Source organism: Alcanivorax sp. NBRC 101098 (genome assembly GCF_001010505.1).
Lineage (GTDB): Bacteria > Pseudomonadota > Gammaproteobacteria > Pseudomonadales > Alcanivoracaceae > Alcanivorax > Alcanivorax borkumensis.
In genome coordinates, this window is the sequence record NZ_AP014613.1 from 428,124 (window position 1) to 449,251 (window position 21,128).

The following is a 21,128-nucleotide window of genomic DNA, read 5'->3' on the forward strand; positions in this document are numbered from 1 at the left end:
AACAGTAGAGATTTGTCGGTGCCTTGACGGGATGCCGGCAGCTCCCTACAATCGCTGCCCCCCATGGTTTCATGGGCGGTAATTGGGTGACACAGGCCGTGAATTCACGGTTTTTGTCACAGAACTGTAAGCGTGAGGCAGTAGTTTCATGGCAACTGTAAACCAGCTGGTGCGCAAGCCGCGCAAAAGCAAGGTAGAAAAGAGCGACTCCGTAGCCCTTCAGGGCTGCCCCCAGCGTCGCGGCGTTTGCACCCGGGTGTATACCACTACCCCGAAGAAGCCAAACTCCGCGCTGCGTAAAGTGTGTCGTGTGCGTCTGACCAACGGTTATGAAGTATCTTCCTACATTGGTGGTGAAGGGCATAACCTGCAGGAGCACTCCGTAGTATTGATCCGTGGTGGTCGTGTAAAAGACCTTCCCGGTGTTCGCTACCACACCGTACGTGGCACTCTGGATACGGCAGGCGTGCAGGATCGCAAGCAGCGTCGTTCCAAGTATGGCGCCAAGCGTCCTAAGTAATACCTAGCTACCTTTTCTGAATGCCGTGGCCCGAGTGGCTGCGGAGGGATGAGTAAGGCCCGGACGGCATGCCGTTCCGGAATCACCTGAAGTTTTCCCCGCCCAAAGCGGGAATGTTAGAGGAACACATCCGATGCCAAGACGTCGCGTTGTCGCTAAACGGGAGATCCTGCCGGATCCGAAGTTTGGAAGTCAGATTCTGGCTAAATTCATGAACCATGTGATGGTTAGTGGTAAGAAATCCGTGTCCGAGCGTATTGTTTACGGCGCCCTGGATATTATCACTGAGCGTAAAGGGTTAGATTCCCTAGAAACGTTTGAAAAGGCACTGGACAATATTCGTCCGGCTGTCGAGGTAAAGAGCCGCCGTGTTGGTGGTGCTACTTACCAGGTTCCTGTTGAGGTTCGTCCCAGTCGTCGTACTGCTCTGGCAATGCGTTGGTTGGTAGATGCTGCCCGTAAGCGTGGTGAGAAGAGCATGCCTGCTCGTCTGGCCGGCGAAGTGATGGATGCCGCTGAAGGCAAAGGCGCTGCGATGAAGAAGCGTGAAGACGTGCATCGCATGGCCGAGGCCAACAAGGCCTTCTCTCACTTCCGCTTCTAAGGCGCAAAGCAAGCGAGTGAAACCGGCCTGTATTCAGGCCGGTTTTAGTATTTGAACCACAGAATCGAGGTTAGCAGCGTGGCTCGTAAGACTCCTCTCAATCGCTATCGTAATATTGGTATCTGTGCGCACGTAGATGCGGGCAAGACGACCACTACCGAGCGTATTCTTTTTTACACCGGTGTGTCTCACAAAATTGGTGAGGTGCATGATGGTGCTGCCACCATGGACTGGATGGAGCAGGAGCAGGAGCGTGGTATTACCATTACCTCTGCTGCGACCACCACCTTTTGGCAGGGTATGGATCAACAGTACGACCAGCACCGAATCAATATCATTGATACCCCAGGGCACGTTGACTTCACTATTGAGGTTGAGCGTTCTCTGCGTGTGCTTGATGGTGCGGTTGTTGTGTTCTGTGGTTCCTCTGGTGTTGAGCCGCAGTCAGAGACTGTATGGCGGCAGGCCAATAAGTACGAAGTGCCGCGTATCGTGTTCGTCAATAAGATGGACCGTGCTGGCGCGGACTTCGACTCTGTTTGTAACCAGATTCGTAAGCGTCTGGGTGCCAGTGTCGTGCCGATTCAATACAATATCGGCGCAGAAGATAACTTCAAGGGTGTTGTCGACCTCATCCGTATGAAGGCGATCTTCTGGAATGAAGAAGACATGGGGATGACCTACGAAGAGAAGGATATCCCGGACGACATCAAAGACCGTTGTGACGAACTTCGTGAGCAGATGACCGAAGCTGCGGCGGAAGGTTCTGAAGAGTTGATGGAAAAGTACCTGGAAGAAGGTGACCTTTCCAATGACGAAATCAAGGCAGGGCTGCGTCAGCAGGTTCTGGCTAATGAAATCGTTCTCGGCCTTTGCGGTTCTGCGTTCAAGAACAAGGGTGTTCAGGCCCTGCTTGATGCGGTTATCGAATTTCTGCCAGCACCTGACGAAGTTAAAGCTATCCAGGGTGTGTTGCCGGATGGCGAAACCGTTGAAGCGCGGAAATCTTCCGATGATGAGCCGTTCTCGGCTCTGGCATTCAAGATTGCTACCGACCCCTTCGTAGGTTCATTGACCTTTATTCGTGTTTACTCAGGCGTGTTGAACTCTGGTGACAGTGTTCTTAACTCTGTGCGTGAGAAAAAAGAGCGTGTAGGTCGTTTGCTGCAAATGCATGCGAACAGCCGCGAAGAGATTAAAGAAGTGCTGGCGGGCGACATTGCTGCTTGTGTGGGCATGAAAGATGTCACTACAGGCGACACTCTGTGTGACTTGAAAAACCCAATTGTTCTTGAACGCATGGAATTCCCAGAGCCGGTAATCTCTGTTGCGGTAGAGCCGAAGTCCAAAGCCGACCAGGAAAAAATGGGTCTGGCGCTGGGTCGCCTGGCGCAGGAAGATCCGTCTTTCCGTGTGAAGACCGACGAAGAAACCGGGCAGACCATCATTTCTGGTATGGGTGAGCTGCACTTGGATATTCTTGTCGATCGTATGAGACGTGAATTCAAAGTGGAAGCGAACATCGGTGCGCCGCAGGTTGCGTATCGTGAAACCTTCACCCGCGGTGCGGATGTGGATGGTAAGTTCGTCAAGCAATCCGGTGGTCGTGGTCAGTACGGTCACGTCAAAGTTAAGTTCGAGCCTATTGATCGTGATGAAGAGTTCCAGTTTGAGGAGCAAATTCACGGTGGCTCCGTACCGAAAGAATACTTTGGTGCCGTGCAGAAGGGTATCGACGAACAGCTTCAGGCTGGTGTGCTTGCGGGCTATCCGATTCTGGGTGTGAAAGCGACTCTGTACGATGGTTCCTACCATGAGGTGGATTCCAACGAAAACGCTTTCCGTATGGCTGGCGCGCTTGCTGTTAAGAACGCAGCGAAGGAAGCGGGTGCTGTGCTGCTTGAGCCGATTATGAAGGTGGAAGCGGTAACTCCAGAAGATTACATGGGCGACGTGATGGGTGACTTGAATCGTCGCCGTGGTATCGTTCAGGGCATGGAAGACACCATGGCTGGCAAGATTATTCGTGCCGAGGTGCCTTTGTCTGAAATGTTCGGTTACGCTACTGATCTGCGTTCCATGTCTCAGGGGCGTGCTAGTTACTCCATGGAGTTCCTGAAGTACGCTGAAGCACCGAAGAATATCGCTGATGAAGTCATCAGCGGCAAAAAATCTTAAATTTACGGTTAATTTGTTAAAGGTATAGAGCCGTGGCTAAGGAAAAGTTTGAACGTAATAAACCGCACGTAAACGTAGGCACCATTGGTCACGTTGACCATGGTAAAACCACCCTGACTGCCGCGTTGACCCGCGTGTGTGCAGAAGTATGGGGCGGCAACGCCGTTGCTTTCGATGGTATTGATAATGCCCCGGAAGAGCGTGAGCGTGGTATTACCATTGCGACCTCACACGTAGAGTACGATTCTCCAACTCGTCACTACGCCCACGTAGATTGCCCCGGTCACGCTGATTATGTGAAAAACATGATCACCGGCGCCGCGCAGATGGATGGCGCAATCCTGGTATGTTCCGCCGCAGACGGCCCCATGCCGCAGACTCGTGAGCACATCCTGCTGTCCCGTCAGGTTGGCGTACCTTACATCGTTGTGTTCCTGAACAAAGCGGACATGGTTGACGATGAAGAGCTGCTTGAGCTGGTAGAAATGGAAGTGCGTGAGCTGCTGAGCGACTACGACTTCCCGGGTGATGATACTCCGATCATTAAGGGTTCAGCGCTGAAAGCACTGGAAGGCGACACTAGCGATATCGGTATGCCTGCGGTGCAGAAGCTTGTTGAGACTCTGGATGAGTACATTCCGGAGCCAGAGCGTGCCGTTGATCAGCCGTTCCTGATGCCGATCGAGGATGTGTTCTCTATCTCTGGTCGCGGTACTGTAGTAACCGGTCGTGTAGAGCGTGGCATCGTTAAAGTAGGCGAGGAAATCGAAATCGTGGGCATCCACGACACCACCAAGACTACTTGTACTGGTGTTGAGATGTTCCGCAAGCTGCTGGACGAAGGTCGTGCTGGTGAGAACGTTGGTGTCTTGCTGCGTGGTACTAAGCGTGATGAAGTTGAGCGTGGTCAGGTATTGGCCAAGCCAGGCTCCATTAACCCGCATACCAAGTTCGTTGCTGAGGTATATGTCCTGAGCAAAGACGAAGGTGGCCGTCACACCCCGTTCTTCAACGGTTACCGTCCGCAGTTCTACTTCCGTACAACTGACGTGACGGGTGCATGTACTCTGCCGGAAGGAACCGAAATGGTAATGCCTGGCGATAACGTGCAAATGGACGTTGAGCTGATCGCTCCGATCGCCATGGAAGATGGTCTGCGCTTCGCCATTCGCGAAGGTGGCCGTACCGTTGGTGCCGGCGTAGTAGCCAAAATCACCGAGTAATTCGTTACCCGGTAATCAGAAAAAGGTCGCTTCGGCGGCCTTTTTTTGTTTATACGGAATTTCGAGAAAATAGCGTTGATCTTCGATCCCTTTTCAATTTTTCCGGATTGTGAGGACGTCCCGGCATCGCTTCACTCGTTTTCGCGCGGGCTTGTCATCATGTAGCTTATTGGTTTTGTCCTCCCTCGCACGATCTATTGCCACCCCGCCGAATTTTCTCATCACCACTTAGAGCTGGTGACATAGACCATACGGACCCTGGGTCAGTGGGTCTGGGCCTCTACTGGTTATACCTCTTGCGGTACGAGGGGCACCAGCGCTCGATCCACGCGCCTTGTCGACCGGCGAGGGATCTAGTCTAGTTGCTGCGCAGTCACTCCGTGAGGCGGGATAGGTTGACGGACAACACCTCAGAGCTGCTCATCGAACACCTCAAAAGTTAATGGTGGTACCCAAATGAATTCCGGTTTCGAATACGGCGGGTGCTGGCACCTTTAATCAAGAGGCGGGCTGGTTGGTAGCCGTTACGCGGGGGCGCGGACTGGAGCTGAATCAGACACACTGAGGCTAGTTATTGGTGCGTTGCTCGCGCTCTCTCATTTCACTCTAATCAGGGCGAACCCTTTTGGTGCCAATTTTGGCGACAAGAGGCTTTACCCTACAAGCCGTAGCGTAATAGAGCTGTTTTTTTACCGCAAGGAAGAGGTTAGCCATTCGGTTAATTGCCAAATCAATTTTTTTATCCCTTGGGATTAGTGGTCGTAAAACTTTTTAGTAAGACCGTTCCCTTTTAGTGTTACCCCTCTACACATTTTACTTTGCCCAGCGTTAGATGGCTTCCATCCGATCAAGTTGCTTTACGGTCATTGTGAGATGCCGTTAACTATTAGGGAAAGGAAATGTCCACTATCTCAATTTTTGGGCTGGGCTATGTTGGCGCGGTCTGCACGGCATGTTTTGCCAAGAAAGGTCACACGGTTATTGGCATGGATGTCAGCGAGGGGAAGGTGGGTCAGGTCCAGCGCGGAGAGTCGCCGATTGTCGAAGAGCAGCTCGCGGAGTTGTTGTCTGAGGGGGTAGCGGAAGGTCGGATTAGCGCGACTACAGATGCCCGGCAGGCCGTGTTCGACAGCCAGGTGTCCTTTATCTGCGTAGGGACGCCCAGCGATGAGAACGGCTTTCTTAATACCTGTTATTTGAAAACGGTGTGTGAGGATATCGGCCTTGCGCTTCGAGACAAAGATGACACTCACCTTGTGGTGATCCGCAGCACGGTGTTGCCAGGACTGGTGCGCGGCGATCTGCTACCGATTCTAGAGAAGGCTTCGGGTAAAAAGGCTGGGGTCGATTTTATGCTGGCAGTAAACCCGGAGTTTCTCCGTGAGTCCACTGCCATCTACGACTTTTTCAATCCGCCGATGACAGTGGTTGGCGGCATCGACGACGAAGCCTCCGACGCCCTTGCTGTACTCTATCAGGGACTAGATGCCCCTATGATAAAAATGACTATTGAGGAAGCAGAACTGGTGAAATATGCCTGTAATTCCTGGCATGCCACCAAGGTGTCATTTGCTAATGAGATCGGCAATATCGCCAAGCAGGCGGGTGTCGATGGACGTCGGGTCATGGAAGTGGTGTGTATGGACAACAAGCTGAATCTGTCCAGCTACTACATGAAGCCCGGGTTTGCTTATGGTGGCTCCTGTCTTCCCAAGGATGTTCGGGCGTTAAATGCTTGGTGTGACAAGGAGTCATTGACGTCACCACTGTTGGCATCACTGTCTACCAGTAACGATAACCAAGTAGAGCGGGCCATGGCCATGATTCGTGAATCTGGCATGAAAAAGATTGGTCTGCTGGGTCTCAGCTTCAAGCCGGGTACTGATGATTTGCGGGAAAGTCCGCTAATCAGTCTTGCGGCAAAGCTGCTGTCAGAGGGGTACCGCCTGGCTATCTACGATAGCAATGTCAACTATGCCAGCAAGAACAGCCCGGTGGCCGAGCAGCTTTGGAATAGTTATGGCGAGCTGTTCGAGTGTTTAGTCGAAGACATGGATCAACTGGTGGATGGCAGTGAAGTCGTTGTGCTTGGTCATGCTACCCCCACATTCAAGGCGGTGGCAGATACCGTAAATAGTGGCCGTTTGTTGATAGACCTGTGTGGTTACCTGCCAGGAGTGTCCAGCGAAGATCGCCAGGGCATCTGCTGGTAATTGTTATGAAGAACATGGCCGAATGGCTATTGTGGCTATCCGTGGTGATGGGGCTGGCATTACTCATTGATCCCGACTACTTGGACAGTGGCGACAGTAAATTCATCTTGCTGATCGGTGCCATTGGCCTGTGGCGTTACTCCATTGGTGGCTTGCATTTGTTGCGTGGCCTTTGGTTTATGCGAGTAACCTTTCCTGCCATGCGCCGCTGCATCGAGCGGGATCCGCAAAGCTATGCCCCAAGCCATATCTATCTTGTGGTTACCAGCTTTCGTATACCTGCAGACACAACGTGGAATGTGTATGCGAGCGTTTTTCGGGAAGCCGTGAACTGCGGGGCTCCGGCTACTGTGGTGGTATCCATTGTTGAGCGTGCAGATGAGAACTTGATCCGCCAGTGTCACCGTGAGTTTGATCAGCAGGGTTGTGTCAAGCTGATCATTTGCCGGGCTCGTGGCACTGGCAAGCGGGATGGTTTGGCTTTGGCATTCCGGGCGGTGAGTCGCACTATGCCGGATAAGGATGCGGTGGTTGGCGTGGTTGATGGCGACACCATGCTGGCGCCAGATTGTGTGCGCGATTCGGTGTGCTTCTTCGGGTTGATGCCAAACTTGGGAGGCCTGACCACCAATGAGCAATGTGTGGTGCGAGGCAGTCGCCTGATGCGTGATTGGCACACCATGCGCTTTGCACAACGACATCTGAATATGTGTTCCATGGCGCTGTCGCGCCGAGTGTTGACCATGACCGGTCGCATGTCGTTCTTTCGTGCTGCGGTGCTAACCTCCCCTGAGTTTATCGCCGATGTGGAATCGGATTATCTGGTGCATTGGCGCCTAGGGAAATTCCGCTTTCTTACCGGGGATGACAAGTCCAGCTGGAACGCTCTGATGACACTGGGCTGGGATACCTTTTATGTGCCTGATGCTCACACCCTGACGGTGGAGCATCCGCCTCATCATCGTTTTGTGCCGGCGACATTGCAGTTGATGTTTCGTTGGTACGGCAATTCGTTGCGGCAGAATCTTCGTGCGACTCAGTTAGGTTGGCGGCGTCTGGGTGTCTTCGCGACCTTTGTGCTTTATGACCAGCGCATCAGTATGTGGACTTGCCTAATTGGCCTGACAGTAGCACTGATGATGGCGTCACTGCAGCACTGGCAGGTGTTTGCGGTGTATGTGTTTTGGATTGCGCTTTCGCGCACCTTGGTGGCAGCACTACTCACGCTGACCTGCCATCCGGTAGGACCTTTGTATCCAGTGCTGCTGTATTACAACCAAATAGTGGGGTCGCTGGTAAAAATTTTCGCGCTGTTTCATCTCGATCGACAAAGCTGGACAAGGCAGAAAACCACTTTGTCCGTACAGAATGCAGGCTTTGATGCAGTCTTCAATCGCATAAGTTCGAAAACGATGTTGTTTGCGGCGGGAAGTGTGTTTGTTTGTTTGATGGTGCTGCTGACCAGCAGCTAAATGCAGCGCGACTGGTTCGGGGGTGGCTCTGTTATAGAAGGGAAGACCATGGAAGAGAATAAGGTTCGTCAGGTGCATGAGTCTCAAGAAGAGCGGCAGCATGTACGAGTAAAGCTGCAGGGAAGTTTGAGGCTGAAGATACAAAGCCCGATGAAAGGCATCTTTTCGGTGCAAGATGTGTCGTTGGGAGGGCTGTCGTTCATTGCTGGCCAAGTAAGCCTGGCACCGGGCACTTTGTGTCACGGAGAGATCGTATTTCGTCTTGGTCGCGCTAACCTGTCCATGCCCGTGAGCTTCAAGGTGATTTACCAGCAGGATGAGAATCAGCTTGTCGGAGGACAGTACTCCGTCATTGATCAGGAAAATACCGACTTGCTGCGTTTGTTGATCAGCAACCATCTGGCGGGTGAGCTCACCGAGCTGGATGATGTGATCGACAACATGAAGCGTGAAAACTATACAGCGATCCGCAAGAACAACCAGCAGGGCAAGACGCGCACCCTGCGGGATCGTGTCCGCGCCTTGTTCGGGAGTGTGCTGTTCTTTGTGGCCGGTCTGCTGGCCTTCATGTTTGTGGCCTGGAAGCTTTATCAGCATGCCTTTGTAACGCGTGCCGATGATGCCTGGGTGTCGCTGCCAGCCAAGACGGTGTTGATGCCAGAGAATGGTTATGTGCGGCTTCTGCTGCCGGAAGGCGAAACTCGAGTAGAGCAGGGGCAGCCACTGCTGACCGTCTCCTCCCGTTTGGTCTCAAGACTTAATGATGGCGTGGTGCTGGATAGCCTAGATGCCAAACAGATTCGTGCTCTTGTCGATGCGGCGGTCTTTGAGGTGACATTGAACAGCCCCTGTGACTGTGAAATCACCGAGTTGCCTGTAAGAGATGGTGAGTTCGTTCACAAAAACAGTGTGCTGATGAAACTGGTCGATCCTGGCGGTCCAGCCACCATCACTGCGCTGTTCGATGGTAGTGCCCATACACTGGGTGGGGCCATAGGTGATGAGGTGACTGTACGCTATCTGGATGGCGTAACGGACGAGAGCGCTATCATTTCCCAATTAGTTCGTGATGAGGAAAGTGGTTTGCTGCGTATGCAAATTACCGGTGCGCGTGAATTGCCATCCTCCTCCCATAATCAGCCTGTCAACGTTACGGTGCATCCCGCATGGCTTCCCGTACTTTGATTCTCTGCTTGGCCGCAGCGTTGGCCGGGTGCCAGATGCCTGCAGATACCGTGACCGCCCGGTATCTGCTTTCTCAGGGCAACACTGCCGAAGCCCAAGAGCAGCTACGTCAGCTGGCCGAAGCGGGTGATGCCGCAGCCCAAGTGGAATACGGCAAGCTACTGGCGGGGCAGCAGAATGCGGATCCTAGCGAAGCCTTGCAATGGTATCAGCGCGCCTGGCAACAACAGGATTATCGGGCCGGCCCCGCAAGTCTTCGCCTGTTCAAACGTTATCAAGGCAGTCTGGCCTTAGGGGAAGCCCGTGCCCGTGAATTGCTCGTGCCTTTGCGTCCTCAGGAGAACCCGGAGCATCTGCGGTTGGCGCTGAGCATCGCTGCACTATATCCCGGCGCGGCGACGGACGAACAGTGGCAGCGATGGCTGCACCTGTACCGCCGTAGCTGTGTTGTCGACTGTTACTTCGACACCTACGCGGGACGGTATGCCCAGCACCGGGGCGAGTTTGATGAGGCGGAGCGGATTTACGCCCGTGCCCTGCATCGTGACCCCCGTGCAGTGGAATATCTTCAGGATATGCATTGGAAAAATGGTAAGCAGGAACGGTTTGTCGAGATGATGCGGAACTTAGAAGGGGATGTGTCACTGGGCGGAGCCTACTGCCTGCGGGTGGCGACGTTGCTCAAGGCCAATACGACATCTGACGAACATGATCCATCAGTAATGCGATGGTTGCAGCGGGCGGCGGACAACGGGGAGCCTGCGGCCCTGTCCGAGCAGCTGCGTTACATGCTGTCTTGGCCGGAGTTTTATTCCCATCAGGTCTTCATGGACAAAGTGGCGAACCTGATGCCAAAAGATCCAGCCGTTGCCACTTTCTACCGGGCGGAGGGGGACTTGGAACCTTTGTGGTATTCCCTGAAGCCGGAGAGGGCCCGTAGGGATCTCGAGATTCTTGTTGAGCAGGGAATGACCCAGGCGTTAATGGCTTTGGGTTCGCTTTATGAAAGTGGTTTTCTAGGGGAGGCCGATATGGAAAGGGCGATAATGTACTACACCCGCGCGGCAGAAGCTGGATTCGCTCAAGGTGATGCGGCGCTGTCCATTCTGTACCTTTATGGACGAGGGGTGATGCGTGACCCGGTCAAGGCCTATGCGCACAAGGAAGCCAGCAAGGTATTGCTGCCGAGAACGGCCCGGGATGAAACCCGCGAACACCTGCCGTTGCCTGAAAGTCTTCTGCCTGCTGGAAAGCAGGCCGCACAAAATTTGGTTGAGCAGCGTCGTCGCTGGCTGGAGGAGCAGTTCAGTGTCGCGATGTCTTTCTAATTCCGCCAGCTTGCTGCTGATTGTTCTCGCGGGCAATGTCGCCGCTGCGACTCCGCTGCCCATTCATACCTATGATCAACGGCTCTATTTGACTGCAGGAGAGTCGCCAGATTATTTGAAGCCGTACACCGATGATCAGACAGAGCTCAATGGCCTGCTGCGTTATGAACCACGGTATTACTGGCGTAGTGGCGATTCGGAATGGCATCGCTGGGATGCGCAGCTACGCGCCAAGTTATTGGTGGCGACGGGGCGCCCCAGCAGTTTGCAGGCCGACGAGACGGATAGTATCCGTGAGGATGAGCATTACGCTGAACTGCGCGATGCTTGGGTGCGCCGTCGGATGCTGTTTGGGTCGCCTTCCTTGTCACTGGCGCTGGGGCGGCAGTCTTACAAAGATGAGGAAGGGGTGATCTGGGATCTGCCGATGGAGAGTCTGAACCTGGATTATCGGTCGACTCTCTGGCGCGCAAATTTGGCTGTCGGGCAGCAGCTGACGACTTGGCGATCTGATGGCTCCGACCTAGACCCTCGCGATGATGGTATCGTCCGAATGCTCGCTGGAGTGGGTCATCAGTGGAGGCCGGGGCACTGGTGGGATTTGCAGTTGCACTATCAGGATGATACCTCCGGGGATCCAGAGGATAGGCTGGAGGGCCTCATGGATGCGCGGGATTTCACGGGGTACTGGGGTGGGGTGAGATTGCACGGCGAAGGGGGCGAGGCCACTGCAGTGGGATACACCGTAAACGCCCTCTTTCAGCAGGGGGATTTGAAGAGTTATGCCATTGATGGCGATGGGAATCGTGTCGACAGAGAAAACCGGCTACTGGGCTATTTGGTTCAGGGGGAGCTCTACAGTCGGATAGATAGCCTCGACTGGCGCCCGGTATTGGGTGTGCGGGCAGCGACAACGGATGAGCCGAGCCTTAGCGTGAACGATGGCTATTTCCAGAGCCGGGTACAAAGTAATCGCCGCTCTGGTGTGGCAGAGCTTTCCACTGGCGTACTCGGTGATTTGCTTGATTATGAGATGAATAACTTGGCCTATGCAGCGGCCTGGTACCGGCAGCAATTATGGCCCCGAGCAGAAATGGAAGTGCTGACGGGCACCGTACGGCGGCTGAATAACTCTGTGACCGTCAACAGCCCTATCAATAATCCTCTCGTGGATGGGGAAGATCGTTTGGGCAATGTAGTGAATGTGGCGCTAGGTTGGCAGTCTTTTCCCTTGGCATTGTCAGAGCGGCGGCAGATGCAAGTGTCTGCCCGCTTGAGCTACTCAGTGTTCTACATGGGGGAAGCTTACCAACGGCCGGATAAAAATCACCAGCTCCTGTTTGTTGTCGCAGGGAGGTGGTGACGGTGGTTTTCTCGTCTAATCTTTTTGTCTTTCTCTTTCTGCCGCTGTTTTTGGCGGCGTATTACATAACACCGACGCGCTGGCGAAACTGGACTATCCTGCTAGGAAGCTATCTTTTTTATGCTTGGTGGCGGCCGGATTTTCTACTGCTTTTTGTGGCAATTACGCTGTGGAATTATGCCTTTGCTCTGCTGATACAGAAATACCGGGATCACCCTCGTTGTTTTTACTGGTTGTTGCTCGGGGTTACTGGAGACCTGGCTGCACTAGGGTATTTCAAGTATGCCAACTTTGGTGTGGAAAGTATCAGCACGTTAATGCTGTCAGTGGGGCTTAACCCCTTCTTTCTTGAGACGATTATTCTGCCGTTGGGGATTTCTTTTTATACTTTTCAGGCGTTGGCCTACTTGGTAGATGTGTACCGGGGGGATGCCAAACCCACGCGCAGCTTTATCAACTTCGCCGCGTTCATTTCCTTTTTTCCTCAGCTTATTGCTGGGCCGATTCTGCGTTACCGAAATCTTGAGCGACAGTTCGAGAAACGCACCCATTCCATGGCGTTATTTTCTTTGGGGGCCAGTCGTTTCCTGCTGGGATTTATCAAGAAAGTATTGATTGCTGACAGCATCGCGCCAGTGGCAACGTATCTCATGGCCGCCCCTGATCCGGGTTTTGTGGATAGTGTGTTTGGTGTGGTGATATCCAGCCTGCAACTATATTTCGATTTTTCCGGTTATTCGGACATGGCTATCGGGCTGGGCATGATGATGGGCTTCAAGTTTCAGGAGAACTTTAATCAGCCCTATACCTGCCAAAGTGTCACCGAGTTCTGGCGACGCTGGCACATTACCCTGACTCAATGGCTGCGTGATTATCTCTACCGCCCCCTGAAGAGATCCTTGGGGTGGTCCGTGGCGGTCGCCACGTTTACCACCCTGACTTTGGCAGGGCTGTGGCACGGGGCAGATTTGTCTTTTGTGCTATGGGGAGCTTCGTTGGGTGGGATGATGGTTCTGGAGCGGTGGATAGGCACAGTAACCACCCTGTCGACCCCTTACTCGCTCTGGAAGAACTATCGCACAATGGCTTTCCTGTGGTTTATTTGGCCGTTGTTCCTCGCCGGTAATGTAGATGATGCTTGGCGGATAATGTCAGGCCTGCTCGGCATGAATGGCTGGGGCAGCCTGCACAATCTTTCCTTGTGGGTCTCCCCCATGACGCTGTTCTTTTGTGTGGTGGCGATGTTCTGGGAGCGGGCCAGTGCGTATTACAACAAGCGTTTCTACCTTGGGATCGACAAGAGCAATGTATACCAGGATGTGAGCGGTTGGCGCGTCCCTATTCTGTGGTGTGGTTTTGCGCTTGCGGTGACGCGATTGTCTGCCGAGTCGTTCTCTCCCTTTCTTTATTTTCAGTTTTGACAGGGGGTTGCCATGATTCCTATGAAAAAAGCTTCCTTGATCAATGGCTGGCTCTTCCTGGCGACTATTTTCTCTGGTTTGGCCTCACTCCTCTACCCGGTAGCGCATTTCTTTGGGACGGAAACTGCGGCTTGGGATCAGTTTCGCAAGGGCGAACTGGTGCGCAAGCTGGAGAAGTATGTGGATGAGGTTTTTGTGTTGCGCGAGCCGTCTATTTCCCTATGGGCCGATGCAAGTTTTCTGTTTTTTCATGCAGGACGGCCCGGCGTATTGGTGGGAGAGGATGACTGGCTTTTTACCCGTGAAGAGTATTATTACGACAGCCTCAGTGAGCAGCGGTTAACGAGGAACCTGAACGAGCTGGCGCTGACGGTGTGTGCCCTTGAGCAATTGGGTAAGCAGGTGTTGATGGTGCCGGTACCGGCGAAGAGACGGTTGTATGTGCAGAGGAGTAATCGAGCCGTGTCTCCGGGAATGGATTCTTTGTACCAACGCATCACTTCCTATCTGGGTGAATCCGGCATCACCTGGCTCGACACTCTGCCGTTAATGCAGCATGCCGCTGCCGAGGATGCTGTCTTCATGCGCACGGATACTCACTGGAGCCCGCGCGGGGCCGAGGTAGTGGCCGCCGGGGTGGCCTCAAGGCTGTCGCTGCCGCCGGCGCATCATTACCAGACCCGGGAAGTCGCCGTGGGGGCCTATGAGGGTGATCTGCTTCGCTACTTGCCTACCAGTAACGGTGTTGGGCCGCAGCGTCAGGAGCCGCTGACCCGTTACGAGACCTCAGCGGTTGATCAGGCTCAGGATGCAGACGCTCTACTTGGCGATAACATGCCGCCGGTGGCCCTAGTGGGGACTAGCTACAGCGCTATGGATGAATGGCACTTCCCCGGATTTCTTCGGCAAGAGCTGGGGGCGGATGTGTTGGTCTATGCGCTGGAGGCTCAGGGCCCATTTTCGGCGATGCATGAGTTTATCAACAGCCCTGCAGCCAGGGATGAGCGTGTGAAGTATGTGATCTGGGAGGTGCCTGAACGGGCGCTGATTCAACCAATGGAACCGATTGTGGAGGTGGAACGTCATGCGTGTATGGCTAATGATTCTGACCGTGCTGCTGAGTTTGCCGGGGTGGGCAGCTCAGGACGCTAACGAAGGGCTGTATGAAATGGCTGCACCGCCGAACTCAGCCTTTATACGGGTCATTAATGTGACCGATGAACAGGTGGCCTTGGCGATGGATGACTGGCGTCAGTCTTTGTCTCCCGGGCAAGCGGGAGACTATCTCTACCGCCCTGGGGGCGCCGCTCAGCTGCAAGTTAACGGCAAGCAGTTTGCGTTCGACTTCGCCAAGCGATCGGTGCAGACACTGGTGTTTGATGGCACTTCGTTGGTGCCGCACCAGGACACTTATTTTTCCAGCCGGCTGAAAGCGCTACTGGTAATGTACAACCTGTCAACCCAGCCGGCCACGCTGCAGACCAGCAACGGTGCGGTGAACGTGATCGGACCACTGCCGGCAGGCAGCAGTGATGAGCGACAAATAAACGGGGTGAAAGTGTCCTTGAAGGTGGTTCTCGACAGTGGCGTCGAGCTACCGTTGGAGGAGGTGGTGTTGCAGCGCGGTCGGGTCTATACCGTGCTGGTGACTCAGGGCAGTGGTGGCAGTCAGGCGCGATTGGAGGAAACCCATGTGGCAACTGCGACTCCCTGATTGTGCAACATGGCTAGCCCTGTGCTTATGTCTCGGGCTGGCAGGTGTGTGCTCGGTAGCCGAAGGGGATAATGGAGACGGCGAAGTTTCTGGCCGGCAAATAGAAGAGCGTGATGTTATGCATGGCGCTTTCTTGAAACCCCCGTTCACCTGTGCCGCTCTGTCCGACCCTGATATCTACGCTGAAGGTGTCATGGCCAGTATGCGGCAGCTGGTCGCCGGTGAGCCTTACTGGTTTTTTCGTACCGAAGTGGATTTGCAGCAATCGTTCCCTCTGGATGCGGCCAGTCGGCAGGCGTTTGCTGAACTGGTGGAGCGACTGGAGCGGCGAGGTGTCAGGTTGGTGGTGATGTTGCAGCCGACCCGTGGTCTGATGCACGCGGATGCTCTGGTATCGCCTTGGAAAGAGCGCTACTCGAGGGCTGCCGCGCGGCAGTCTTTCCTGGAAAAGGCGCAAACATTACGCTCGCTAGGGGCAATGGTTGTTGACATGGAGCCAGTGCTAACCGGCAAGCACGAGCAGGAATATTTTTTCCGCCGTGATCACCACTGGACACCCTATGGTGCGCAAGTGAGCGCCAGACAGGTGGCGAAGGCGATGTTGGCGGACCCCGGTATCGATCAACTTGCCGAGATGACGTTTGAAACCCGGCCGGGTATTTTGCTGCGCAAGATGGGCACCATGAATGTGGCGGTCAAAGTCGTCTGCGGCAATGCGTATAACTATCAGTGGGTTCGCGGCAGCGTCACGGTGCCGAAAGAGGGAATGGATAGTGCCGATACCCTGTTCGGTGATGTGGCGACGCCAGCCATCGCTCTGGTGGGCACCAGTAATTCCGATAACCGTGATGATCGCTATAAGAACTACAATTTTCAGGGTTTTTTGCAGCAATACCTGAGTCGTGATGTTGTGAATTTTGCTATGACCGGTGGTGGTGCCACCGGCTCACTGGAAGATGTGCTGCTTTCAGAGGCCTATCAAAATGGTCAGTTCCGTTATCTGATCTGGGAGCTGCCGGTGAGTTATGCCATAGACGACCAGTCAATCTGGCGACAATTACTGCCAGAAGCATCTGGTGGGTGTACGGATAAAACCCTGTTGGCTAGTGATACGGTGACCTTGCCAATATCCGAAGCGGACGAGAGGGCAGAGGTTTTGGCGAATGCCGGGCAACATCGGCGTGTTACGGCGGGCAAGTCCCATCTGTTGCTGGACATGAATTTCTCGGCCAATAACCTCAAGGAATTTTATGTGCTAGCGTATTACGATAATGGTCAGCGCGAGAAAATCCGCATTCGACGCCCTGCTCGTTTGGATACCGGCCGCTTTATGTTGCGTCTGGATCCACCGGGGCGCCAAAGCAATCTGTTATCCGTGCTGCTGGAGTTTGAACAACCGGTAGCTGAGGCGATGAAAGTGGAGACATCACTGTGCGACTACTGAAGGGAATATTGTTGGTGTTGGTTACCGGGTGTTCGCAAGCCTCGTTGGTGCCGCTTTTCGATAGTCAGCCTCTGGATCAGGTTAAGCCCGATGTGCGGGCGCTGAATCGATGTCAGGCTGAGTCTCAGGGGTATCCGCCTTATCCGGGCCAGCTGAAAATGGGCAGCAAGTATGATCAGGGCCAGGCCAGCAAGGATGTGTTGGACGAGAAGGCCGCCCGCCGTTACCAGAGTCAGGTGAGCGCGATCTACAGTTACTTGGCCTTTCTGGGTCAGGTTACGGAATATATGCGCAAACCCGATCCTGCCATTCGCGCGGCGGCGAAGGAATGCTTTTCCATGGCAGTGGCATCTTGGGCTCAAGCGGGCGCGCTTACACAAAAAGACGCCAGTAAGCAGGGGGAGGCAGTTCGGAAATGGTTTTTGTCTGCCTTGGCCATGAACATGATGAAGGCTCAGGCCCTGACGGCCTGGCAAGTGAGTGAGGAGCAGCGCGATTGGTTGAGGTTGCTGGCGGATAGGGTGCAGATTTATGCCACTCCCCGGCGTCAGCGCATGGATCTCTACAATAATCATGATTACTGGTCGTCTTGGGCGGTTATGGCCGCTGGATTGGTGCTTGATGAGCCGGCGCGGCTATCTTGGGCTGAGCAGGGCTACTGGCTGGCCATCGGGCAGATTACGCCCAGAAACGGCGGGGTGGTGTTGCCTCGGGAGGCTGCTCGTGGCAAGCGCGCGGAGGAGTACCATGCTTTTGCAATTACGCCGTTGATATTGATGGCGGAGGCGGGTACTCGCAATGGCTTGCCGCTCTATGAAGGTGATGGTCAACAGCTGCATGCTCTGGCTGCTCAGGTGGTACATTTCTGGGCGCAGGATGGCAAGGGTGTCTCGTTTGCTCAACGGCAGGTGGCCATTGATGATCACAAAATGGCTTGGTGGCCGGTGTATGCCCATCGCTTTCCTGAGCGCCTGCCGTTACCGGCAGGCGATGCTGATCGGTTTGGCTCTCGATTCACAGGGGGCTCGTTAGCGGGATTGTGGCAAGCGACTCCGTAAACGGGACGACCACCTCCTGAGTCTGTAACAACGTGGGTAATAGGTCGGCTTCCTTGCCGGCCAGGTTACCTGCCAGATATTTTCCCTGATTGCTGCGATGGCGCAGACTCACTCTCTTTAACTGCAGCGAGCCTTCGCCGCCGGTATGCAAGGCCGCCAGCCGGTTGAGATGCAGGTGCAGCTCCGCCATGTTGCCGGTGATCTGCCGACCGTCTTCTGCTTGAATGGAAATGGCATAGCGCTGATTGTGGCTGATGTCAGCGCTGTTCAGGGTGATGTGCATGCTGCCATCCAGCCGCAGGCCGTCGCTGCCATTGCCGTTCAGGTTCAGTGTATCCATTAGGGTAATCTGTTGTCCGCGCTGGCTTTTGATCTGGATGCCGTATTCTTGGTTATTGAGGCTGGCCACTTGGCTAATGTGTATCTCACCGGTGTGGTCCTCCAGTAACAGGCCACTGCCACCATTATTCTGAAGTTGGCTATCGGCAATAGAAATGGTGCGGTTGCCGCCCGCGCGCAAGCCATGCCCTTTTGAATCGTTGACCTGTAATCGCTCAATGTGGGCTGGGCTGTTGTACAGCACGACTCCCTGCTCTCGGCTGGCACTGATAGAGAGATTGACAATGCTGACGCGGCTGCCTGCTTCTGCGTCTACGCCTCGGTGGAGGTTGCTGAAACGGGAATCGTGAATGAACAGTTGCGCAGGAGCGCCTGCGCCCTGATACCGATGGCGTGCTACGCTGACCCCGTTGGCTCGGTAATCGGCACGGCCAAGGTCTGCCAAGACGCTATTCTTGATTCGGGTAGTCGAGCCGCCCCAGCCATGGATAAAGCCACTGTTTTGATCGCCGTTACTGGACAGGGAACTGTTATCAATGAGCAGCTTGCCCCGGTTGATCAGGCAGCCGCCGTGACGACCTTCTATAAACAAAGTGCTGGCGGAGAGGATCAGCCGAGCGCCGGGACCAATTATCAGCGGATAGTGCAGCGTCCAGCCGGATGCTGTTCGGCTAAGGGCGCGGGTGTCCAGCTGGCGAGCCAATTGCGCAAGCGTGTATTCGCCGCCATTAAGGACGATGGCTTGGGGATGGCCTTGTTGATATCGGGCGATCTGTCGGAATAGACCGTTGCTGGCAAAAGTCTCGAGAGGCCAATTGCTGGCTTCGTTTGCGTAAATGGGCGTCAGCTGAACTGCAGCCAGGGCGGGCTGGAATGTCAGCATGACTAACAGTGCAGCGAGAAATGTCTTCATTATGCATTCCGTAGCAGGGTGCTCAGTTCCCCGGTCTTGCTGGCTAGCATTTCCGGATTGGATTAGGTTTCCTCATTCAGTCGGACAAGGAGGGTGGCGCTGAACGCTAGGCTTACGCCATCGGTGTCATTCTGAATGAAGGCTGGTCGAGTATTTTTCGTAGAGCCAAACGGCTGTCAGGCGCGGGGAAATCGACTCCCTCGGATACCGAATAGTCTTCGGCTCCTGAAGCAGTGGTGGCACTCATCGTACCTCCGTAGAGGGTATCATCCTTGCGCATGTGCTCCTTAGATGAAGGCGTGGCCGCGGTCGGCCTGGAGGTGGAGGGGGTCGACATATGCCTCCTCGGTGCCTCCCAGGCCGGCCGGGCTCATGGCAGAAGCGCCACTTTTTTTGAAGCGTCATCGCGATCGTAGCGATCGCTGATACGGATGATATCGTCTTCACCCAGATAGGTGCCGGACTGGACTTCGATCAGTTCGAGAGGAATGCGGCCTGGATTCTCCAATGAATGCACTTCGCCGATAGGAATGAAGGTGGACTGGTTCTCCGCAACCAAGTACGTCTTCTCCCCGCAGGTAACTTTGGCAGTACCAGAAACCACAATCCAGTGCTCGGCCCGGTGGTGGTGCATCTGGACAGAAAGCTGTTCGCCGGGTTTTACGGTTATGTGCTTCACCTGATAGCGATTGCCTTTGTCCAAGGAATCGTACTTGCCCCAGGGGCGGTGAACAAGGCGGTGATTCTCTGTTTCTGGTCGTTTGCGAGCCTTGAGGGTGTCGGTAATGCGTTTTACTTCCTGGGCTTGACTCTTGTGGGCCACCAGAATGGCATCCGGGGTGTCTACGACCACCAGATCTTCTACGCCGAGCAGGGCAACGAGGCGATCGTCGCTAATGGCTAGATTATTGCTGCTCCCATGGGTAATGATATCGCCGCGCAGATGATTGCCGTCGCCATCTTTGTCGAGATGATCCCACAGGGATTGCCAGGAGCCAAGGTCATTCCAGAGTAGCTCTACAGGCACCACAGCTCCGTCAGCGGTGTGCTCCATAATGGCATAGTCGATGGACAGTTCTTCGCAGCGGGCGAAGCTGGGTTCATCTAAGCGAATAAAATCAAGGTCGGCCTCAGCCTGAAGCAAGGAGTGAGTGCAGTGGGCTAGCATATGTGGATGCCGTTCACGTAATTCCTGTAAATAGCGTTCAGCTCGGAACAAGAACATGCCACTGTTCCATAGATAGTTGCCGTCATCCAGGAACTGTTGCGCGGTGGGAGCGTCTGGTTTTTCCACAAAGCGTTCAATCAGATGGTGTTTCCCGCGGGCTTCCCCCATGCAGATATACCCATATCCGGTTTCTGGCCGGGTTGGTTGTATGCCGAAGGTGACGAGCAAGCCGGTTTCAGCTGCTTCGCAGCCGACGTTGATCGTTTCCTCGAGCGCCTCCGGGTTACGGATGGCATGGTCTGCAGGGCAAACAAAGATTTTCGCATTGGTGTTGCGTTGGCGAGCCTGAAGTGCGGCCAGAGCCACAGCTGGTGCGGTATTGCGCCCGCAGGGCTCAAGCAAAATGTCGGCCTCGATGCCAATATCTTGAAGTTGTTCTGCAACCAGAAAGCGGTGCTCTTGATTACAGACAACAATAGGCCGTACAGCGCGTAATTCTGCGGGGAGGCGCAGGATCGTGGCCTGCAGCATGCTGAATTCGCCATTCAGGCGCAGCAACTGCTTGGGGTAATGAGAGCGAGAAAGCGGCCACAGGCGTGAGCCGGTGCCGCCGGCAATAATGACTGGAATCAGCATCAGCGATTTCTTCCTTCCTATCTAGCAAGCCCACAAAATGGTGGGGGTGGTGCACAAGCGTGCTCCTGACCACCAAACATGCGCCGTTGCTGGTGATACAGGGAAGGCCGGCACCGCAGGTTTTACGAAATTACGTACGCATGGATAATTTGGTAACGCCCCGAAAGGAGTAGTTTTCGGATGCAGTGCTCCTCCTAACGGCTAATTTGCACTTTGATTGAAATTACCCCTTGCAAAGATAGGGGGGGCTCTCTATTATTCGCCCCCTGTCTTCGGGCAGAACCAACCGGGGCATTGTTCCCGGGCTTGTTTTGATACCACTCACCTATCAATAGTGATTAGGTAAGTG

Annotated in this window: 17 protein-coding genes; 14 read left to right on the top strand and 3 right to left on the bottom strand. The window is 54.4% G+C overall.

Features of this window, described 5'->3' with window-relative positions:
- Positions 1–148: 148 nt before the first annotated feature.
- From rpsL to AS19_RS02055, 14 genes are all read left to right on the top strand, one after another.
- Complete coding sequence (gene rpsL / locus AS19_RS01990) at positions 149–520, top strand: 30S ribosomal protein S12 (RefSeq protein ID WP_011587675.1); 372 nt, start codon at positions 149–151, stop codon at positions 518–520.
- 133 nt (positions 521–653) lie between these two features.
- Positions 654–1,124: a 30S ribosomal protein S7 gene (gene rpsG, locus AS19_RS01995; protein ID WP_011587676.1), complete on the top strand. Its 471-nt coding sequence runs from the start codon at positions 654–656 to the stop codon at positions 1,122–1,124.
- Between the two features lie 78 nt (positions 1,125–1,202).
- On the top strand, positions 1,203–3,302 hold the full coding sequence (gene fusA / locus AS19_RS02000) for an elongation factor G (protein WP_011587677.1): 2,100 nt from the start codon (positions 1,203–1,205) through the stop codon (positions 3,300–3,302).
- 32 nt (positions 3,303–3,334) lie between these two features.
- Complete coding sequence (gene tuf / locus AS19_RS02005; RefSeq protein WP_011587666.1) at positions 3,335–4,525, top strand: elongation factor Tu; 1,191 nt, start codon at positions 3,335–3,337, stop codon at positions 4,523–4,525.
- Between the two features lie 899 nt (positions 4,526–5,424).
- Positions 5,425–6,738: a nucleotide sugar dehydrogenase gene (locus AS19_RS02010; protein WP_011587678.1), complete on the top strand. Its 1,314-nt coding sequence runs from the start codon at positions 5,425–5,427 to the stop codon at positions 6,736–6,738.
- A 5-nt stretch (positions 6,739–6,743) separates the two neighbouring features.
- A complete protein-coding gene (locus AS19_RS02015) occupies positions 6,744–8,210 on the top strand; it encodes a glycosyltransferase (protein WP_046961653.1) in 1,467 nt (488 codons plus the stop codon).
- 48 nt (positions 8,211–8,258) lie between these two features.
- Positions 8,259–9,395 carry a PilZ domain-containing protein gene (locus AS19_RS02020; RefSeq protein ID WP_046962262.1) on the top strand — a complete coding sequence of 379 codons (1,137 nt, stop codon included), beginning with the start codon at positions 8,259–8,261 and terminating at the stop codon, positions 9,393–9,395.
- Positions 9,377–10,723: a tetratricopeptide repeat protein gene (locus tag AS19_RS02025; protein WP_041704780.1), complete on the top strand. Its 1,347-nt coding sequence runs from the start codon at positions 9,377–9,379 to the stop codon at positions 10,721–10,723. The genes AS19_RS02020 and AS19_RS02025 overlap by 19 nt, the downstream gene beginning before the upstream one ends.
- Positions 10,704–12,086 carry an alginate export family protein gene (locus tag AS19_RS02030; RefSeq protein WP_011587682.1) on the top strand — a complete coding sequence of 461 codons (1,383 nt, stop codon included), beginning with the start codon at positions 10,704–10,706 and terminating at the stop codon, positions 12,084–12,086. The genes AS19_RS02025 and AS19_RS02030 overlap by 20 nt, the downstream gene beginning before the upstream one ends.
- Positions 12,083–13,507 (top strand): MBOAT family protein, encoded by a 1,425-nt coding sequence (locus AS19_RS02035; protein WP_231483400.1) that lies wholly within the window; start codon positions 12,083–12,085, stop codon positions 13,505–13,507. The genes AS19_RS02030 and AS19_RS02035 overlap by 4 nt, the downstream gene beginning before the upstream one ends.
- Before the next feature lie 12 nt (positions 13,508–13,519).
- Entirely contained in the window at positions 13,520–14,659 is a 1,140-nt protein-coding gene (locus AS19_RS02040; RefSeq protein WP_046961654.1) for an alginate O-acetyltransferase, read from the top strand.
- Positions 14,592–15,221, top strand: a complete 630-nt coding sequence (locus AS19_RS02045; protein WP_011587685.1) for an alginate O-acetyltransferase AlgF — start codon at positions 14,592–14,594, stop codon at positions 15,219–15,221. The genes AS19_RS02040 and AS19_RS02045 overlap by 68 nt, the downstream gene beginning before the upstream one ends.
- 133 nt (positions 15,222–15,354) lie before the next feature.
- Positions 15,355–16,665: an alginate biosynthesis protein AlgX gene (locus AS19_RS02050; RefSeq protein ID WP_231483399.1), complete on the top strand. Its 1,311-nt coding sequence runs from the start codon at positions 15,355–15,357 to the stop codon at positions 16,663–16,665.
- The gene (locus AS19_RS02055) at positions 16,653–17,723 is read left to right on the top strand and encodes a polysaccharide lyase (RefSeq protein WP_144412617.1); all 1,071 of its coding nucleotides are present in this window, start codon (positions 16,653–16,655) and stop codon (positions 17,721–17,723) included. The genes AS19_RS02050 and AS19_RS02055 overlap by 13 nt, the downstream gene beginning before the upstream one ends.
- Here the strand turns inward: AS19_RS02055 and AS19_RS02060 are convergent.
- The 3 genes from AS19_RS02060 to AS19_RS02065 form a co-directional block, all read right to left on the bottom strand.
- On the bottom strand, positions 17,680–18,975 hold the full coding sequence (locus AS19_RS02060; protein WP_011587688.1) for a right-handed parallel beta-helix repeat-containing protein: 1,296 nt from the start codon (positions 18,973–18,975) through the stop codon (positions 17,680–17,682). The genes AS19_RS02055 and AS19_RS02060 overlap by 44 nt on opposite strands.
- A 112-nt stretch (positions 18,976–19,087) precedes the next feature.
- Positions 19,088–19,255, bottom strand: coding sequence for a hypothetical protein (locus AS19_RS14070; protein ID WP_158319815.1), 168 nt, complete (start codon positions 19,253–19,255; stop codon positions 19,088–19,090).
- A gap of 90 nt (positions 19,256–19,345) precedes the next feature.
- Positions 19,346–20,779 carry a mannose-1-phosphate guanylyltransferase/mannose-6-phosphate isomerase gene (locus AS19_RS02065; RefSeq protein WP_011587689.1) on the bottom strand — a complete coding sequence of 478 codons (1,434 nt, stop codon included), beginning with the start codon at positions 20,777–20,779 and terminating at the stop codon, positions 19,346–19,348.
- Between the last annotated feature and the right edge of the window lie 349 nt (positions 20,780–21,128).

Coding starts and splice junctions, on each gene's coding strand:
- AS19_RS02065 (WP_011587689.1), bottom strand. CDS start 20,779: ATGCTGATTCCAGTCATTATTGCCGGCGGCACCGGCTCACGCCTGTGG.
- rpsL (WP_011587675.1), top strand. CDS start 149: ATGGCAACTGTAAACCAGCTGGTGCGCAAGCCGCGCAAAAGCAAGGTA.
- AS19_RS02010 (WP_011587678.1), top strand. CDS start 5,425: ATGTCCACTATCTCAATTTTTGGGCTGGGCTATGTTGGCGCGGTCTGC.
- AS19_RS14070 (WP_158319815.1), bottom strand. CDS start 19,255: ATGCGCAAGGATGATACCCTCTACGGAGGTACGATGAGTGCCACCACT.
- AS19_RS02060 (WP_011587688.1), bottom strand. CDS start 18,975: ATGAAGACATTTCTCGCTGCACTGTTAGTCATGCTGACATTCCAGCCC.
- AS19_RS02015 (WP_046961653.1), top strand. CDS start 6,744: ATGAAGAACATGGCCGAATGGCTATTGTGGCTATCCGTGGTGATGGGG.
- AS19_RS02045 (WP_011587685.1), top strand. CDS start 14,592: ATGCGTGTATGGCTAATGATTCTGACCGTGCTGCTGAGTTTGCCGGGG.
- AS19_RS02020 (WP_046962262.1), top strand. CDS start 8,259: ATGGAAGAGAATAAGGTTCGTCAGGTGCATGAGTCTCAAGAAGAGCGG.
- rpsG (WP_011587676.1), top strand. CDS start 654: ATGCCAAGACGTCGCGTTGTCGCTAAACGGGAGATCCTGCCGGATCCG.
- AS19_RS02040 (WP_046961654.1), top strand. CDS start 13,520: ATGATTCCTATGAAAAAAGCTTCCTTGATCAATGGCTGGCTCTTCCTG.
- AS19_RS02025 (WP_041704780.1), top strand. CDS start 9,377: ATGGCTTCCCGTACTTTGATTCTCTGCTTGGCCGCAGCGTTGGCCGGG.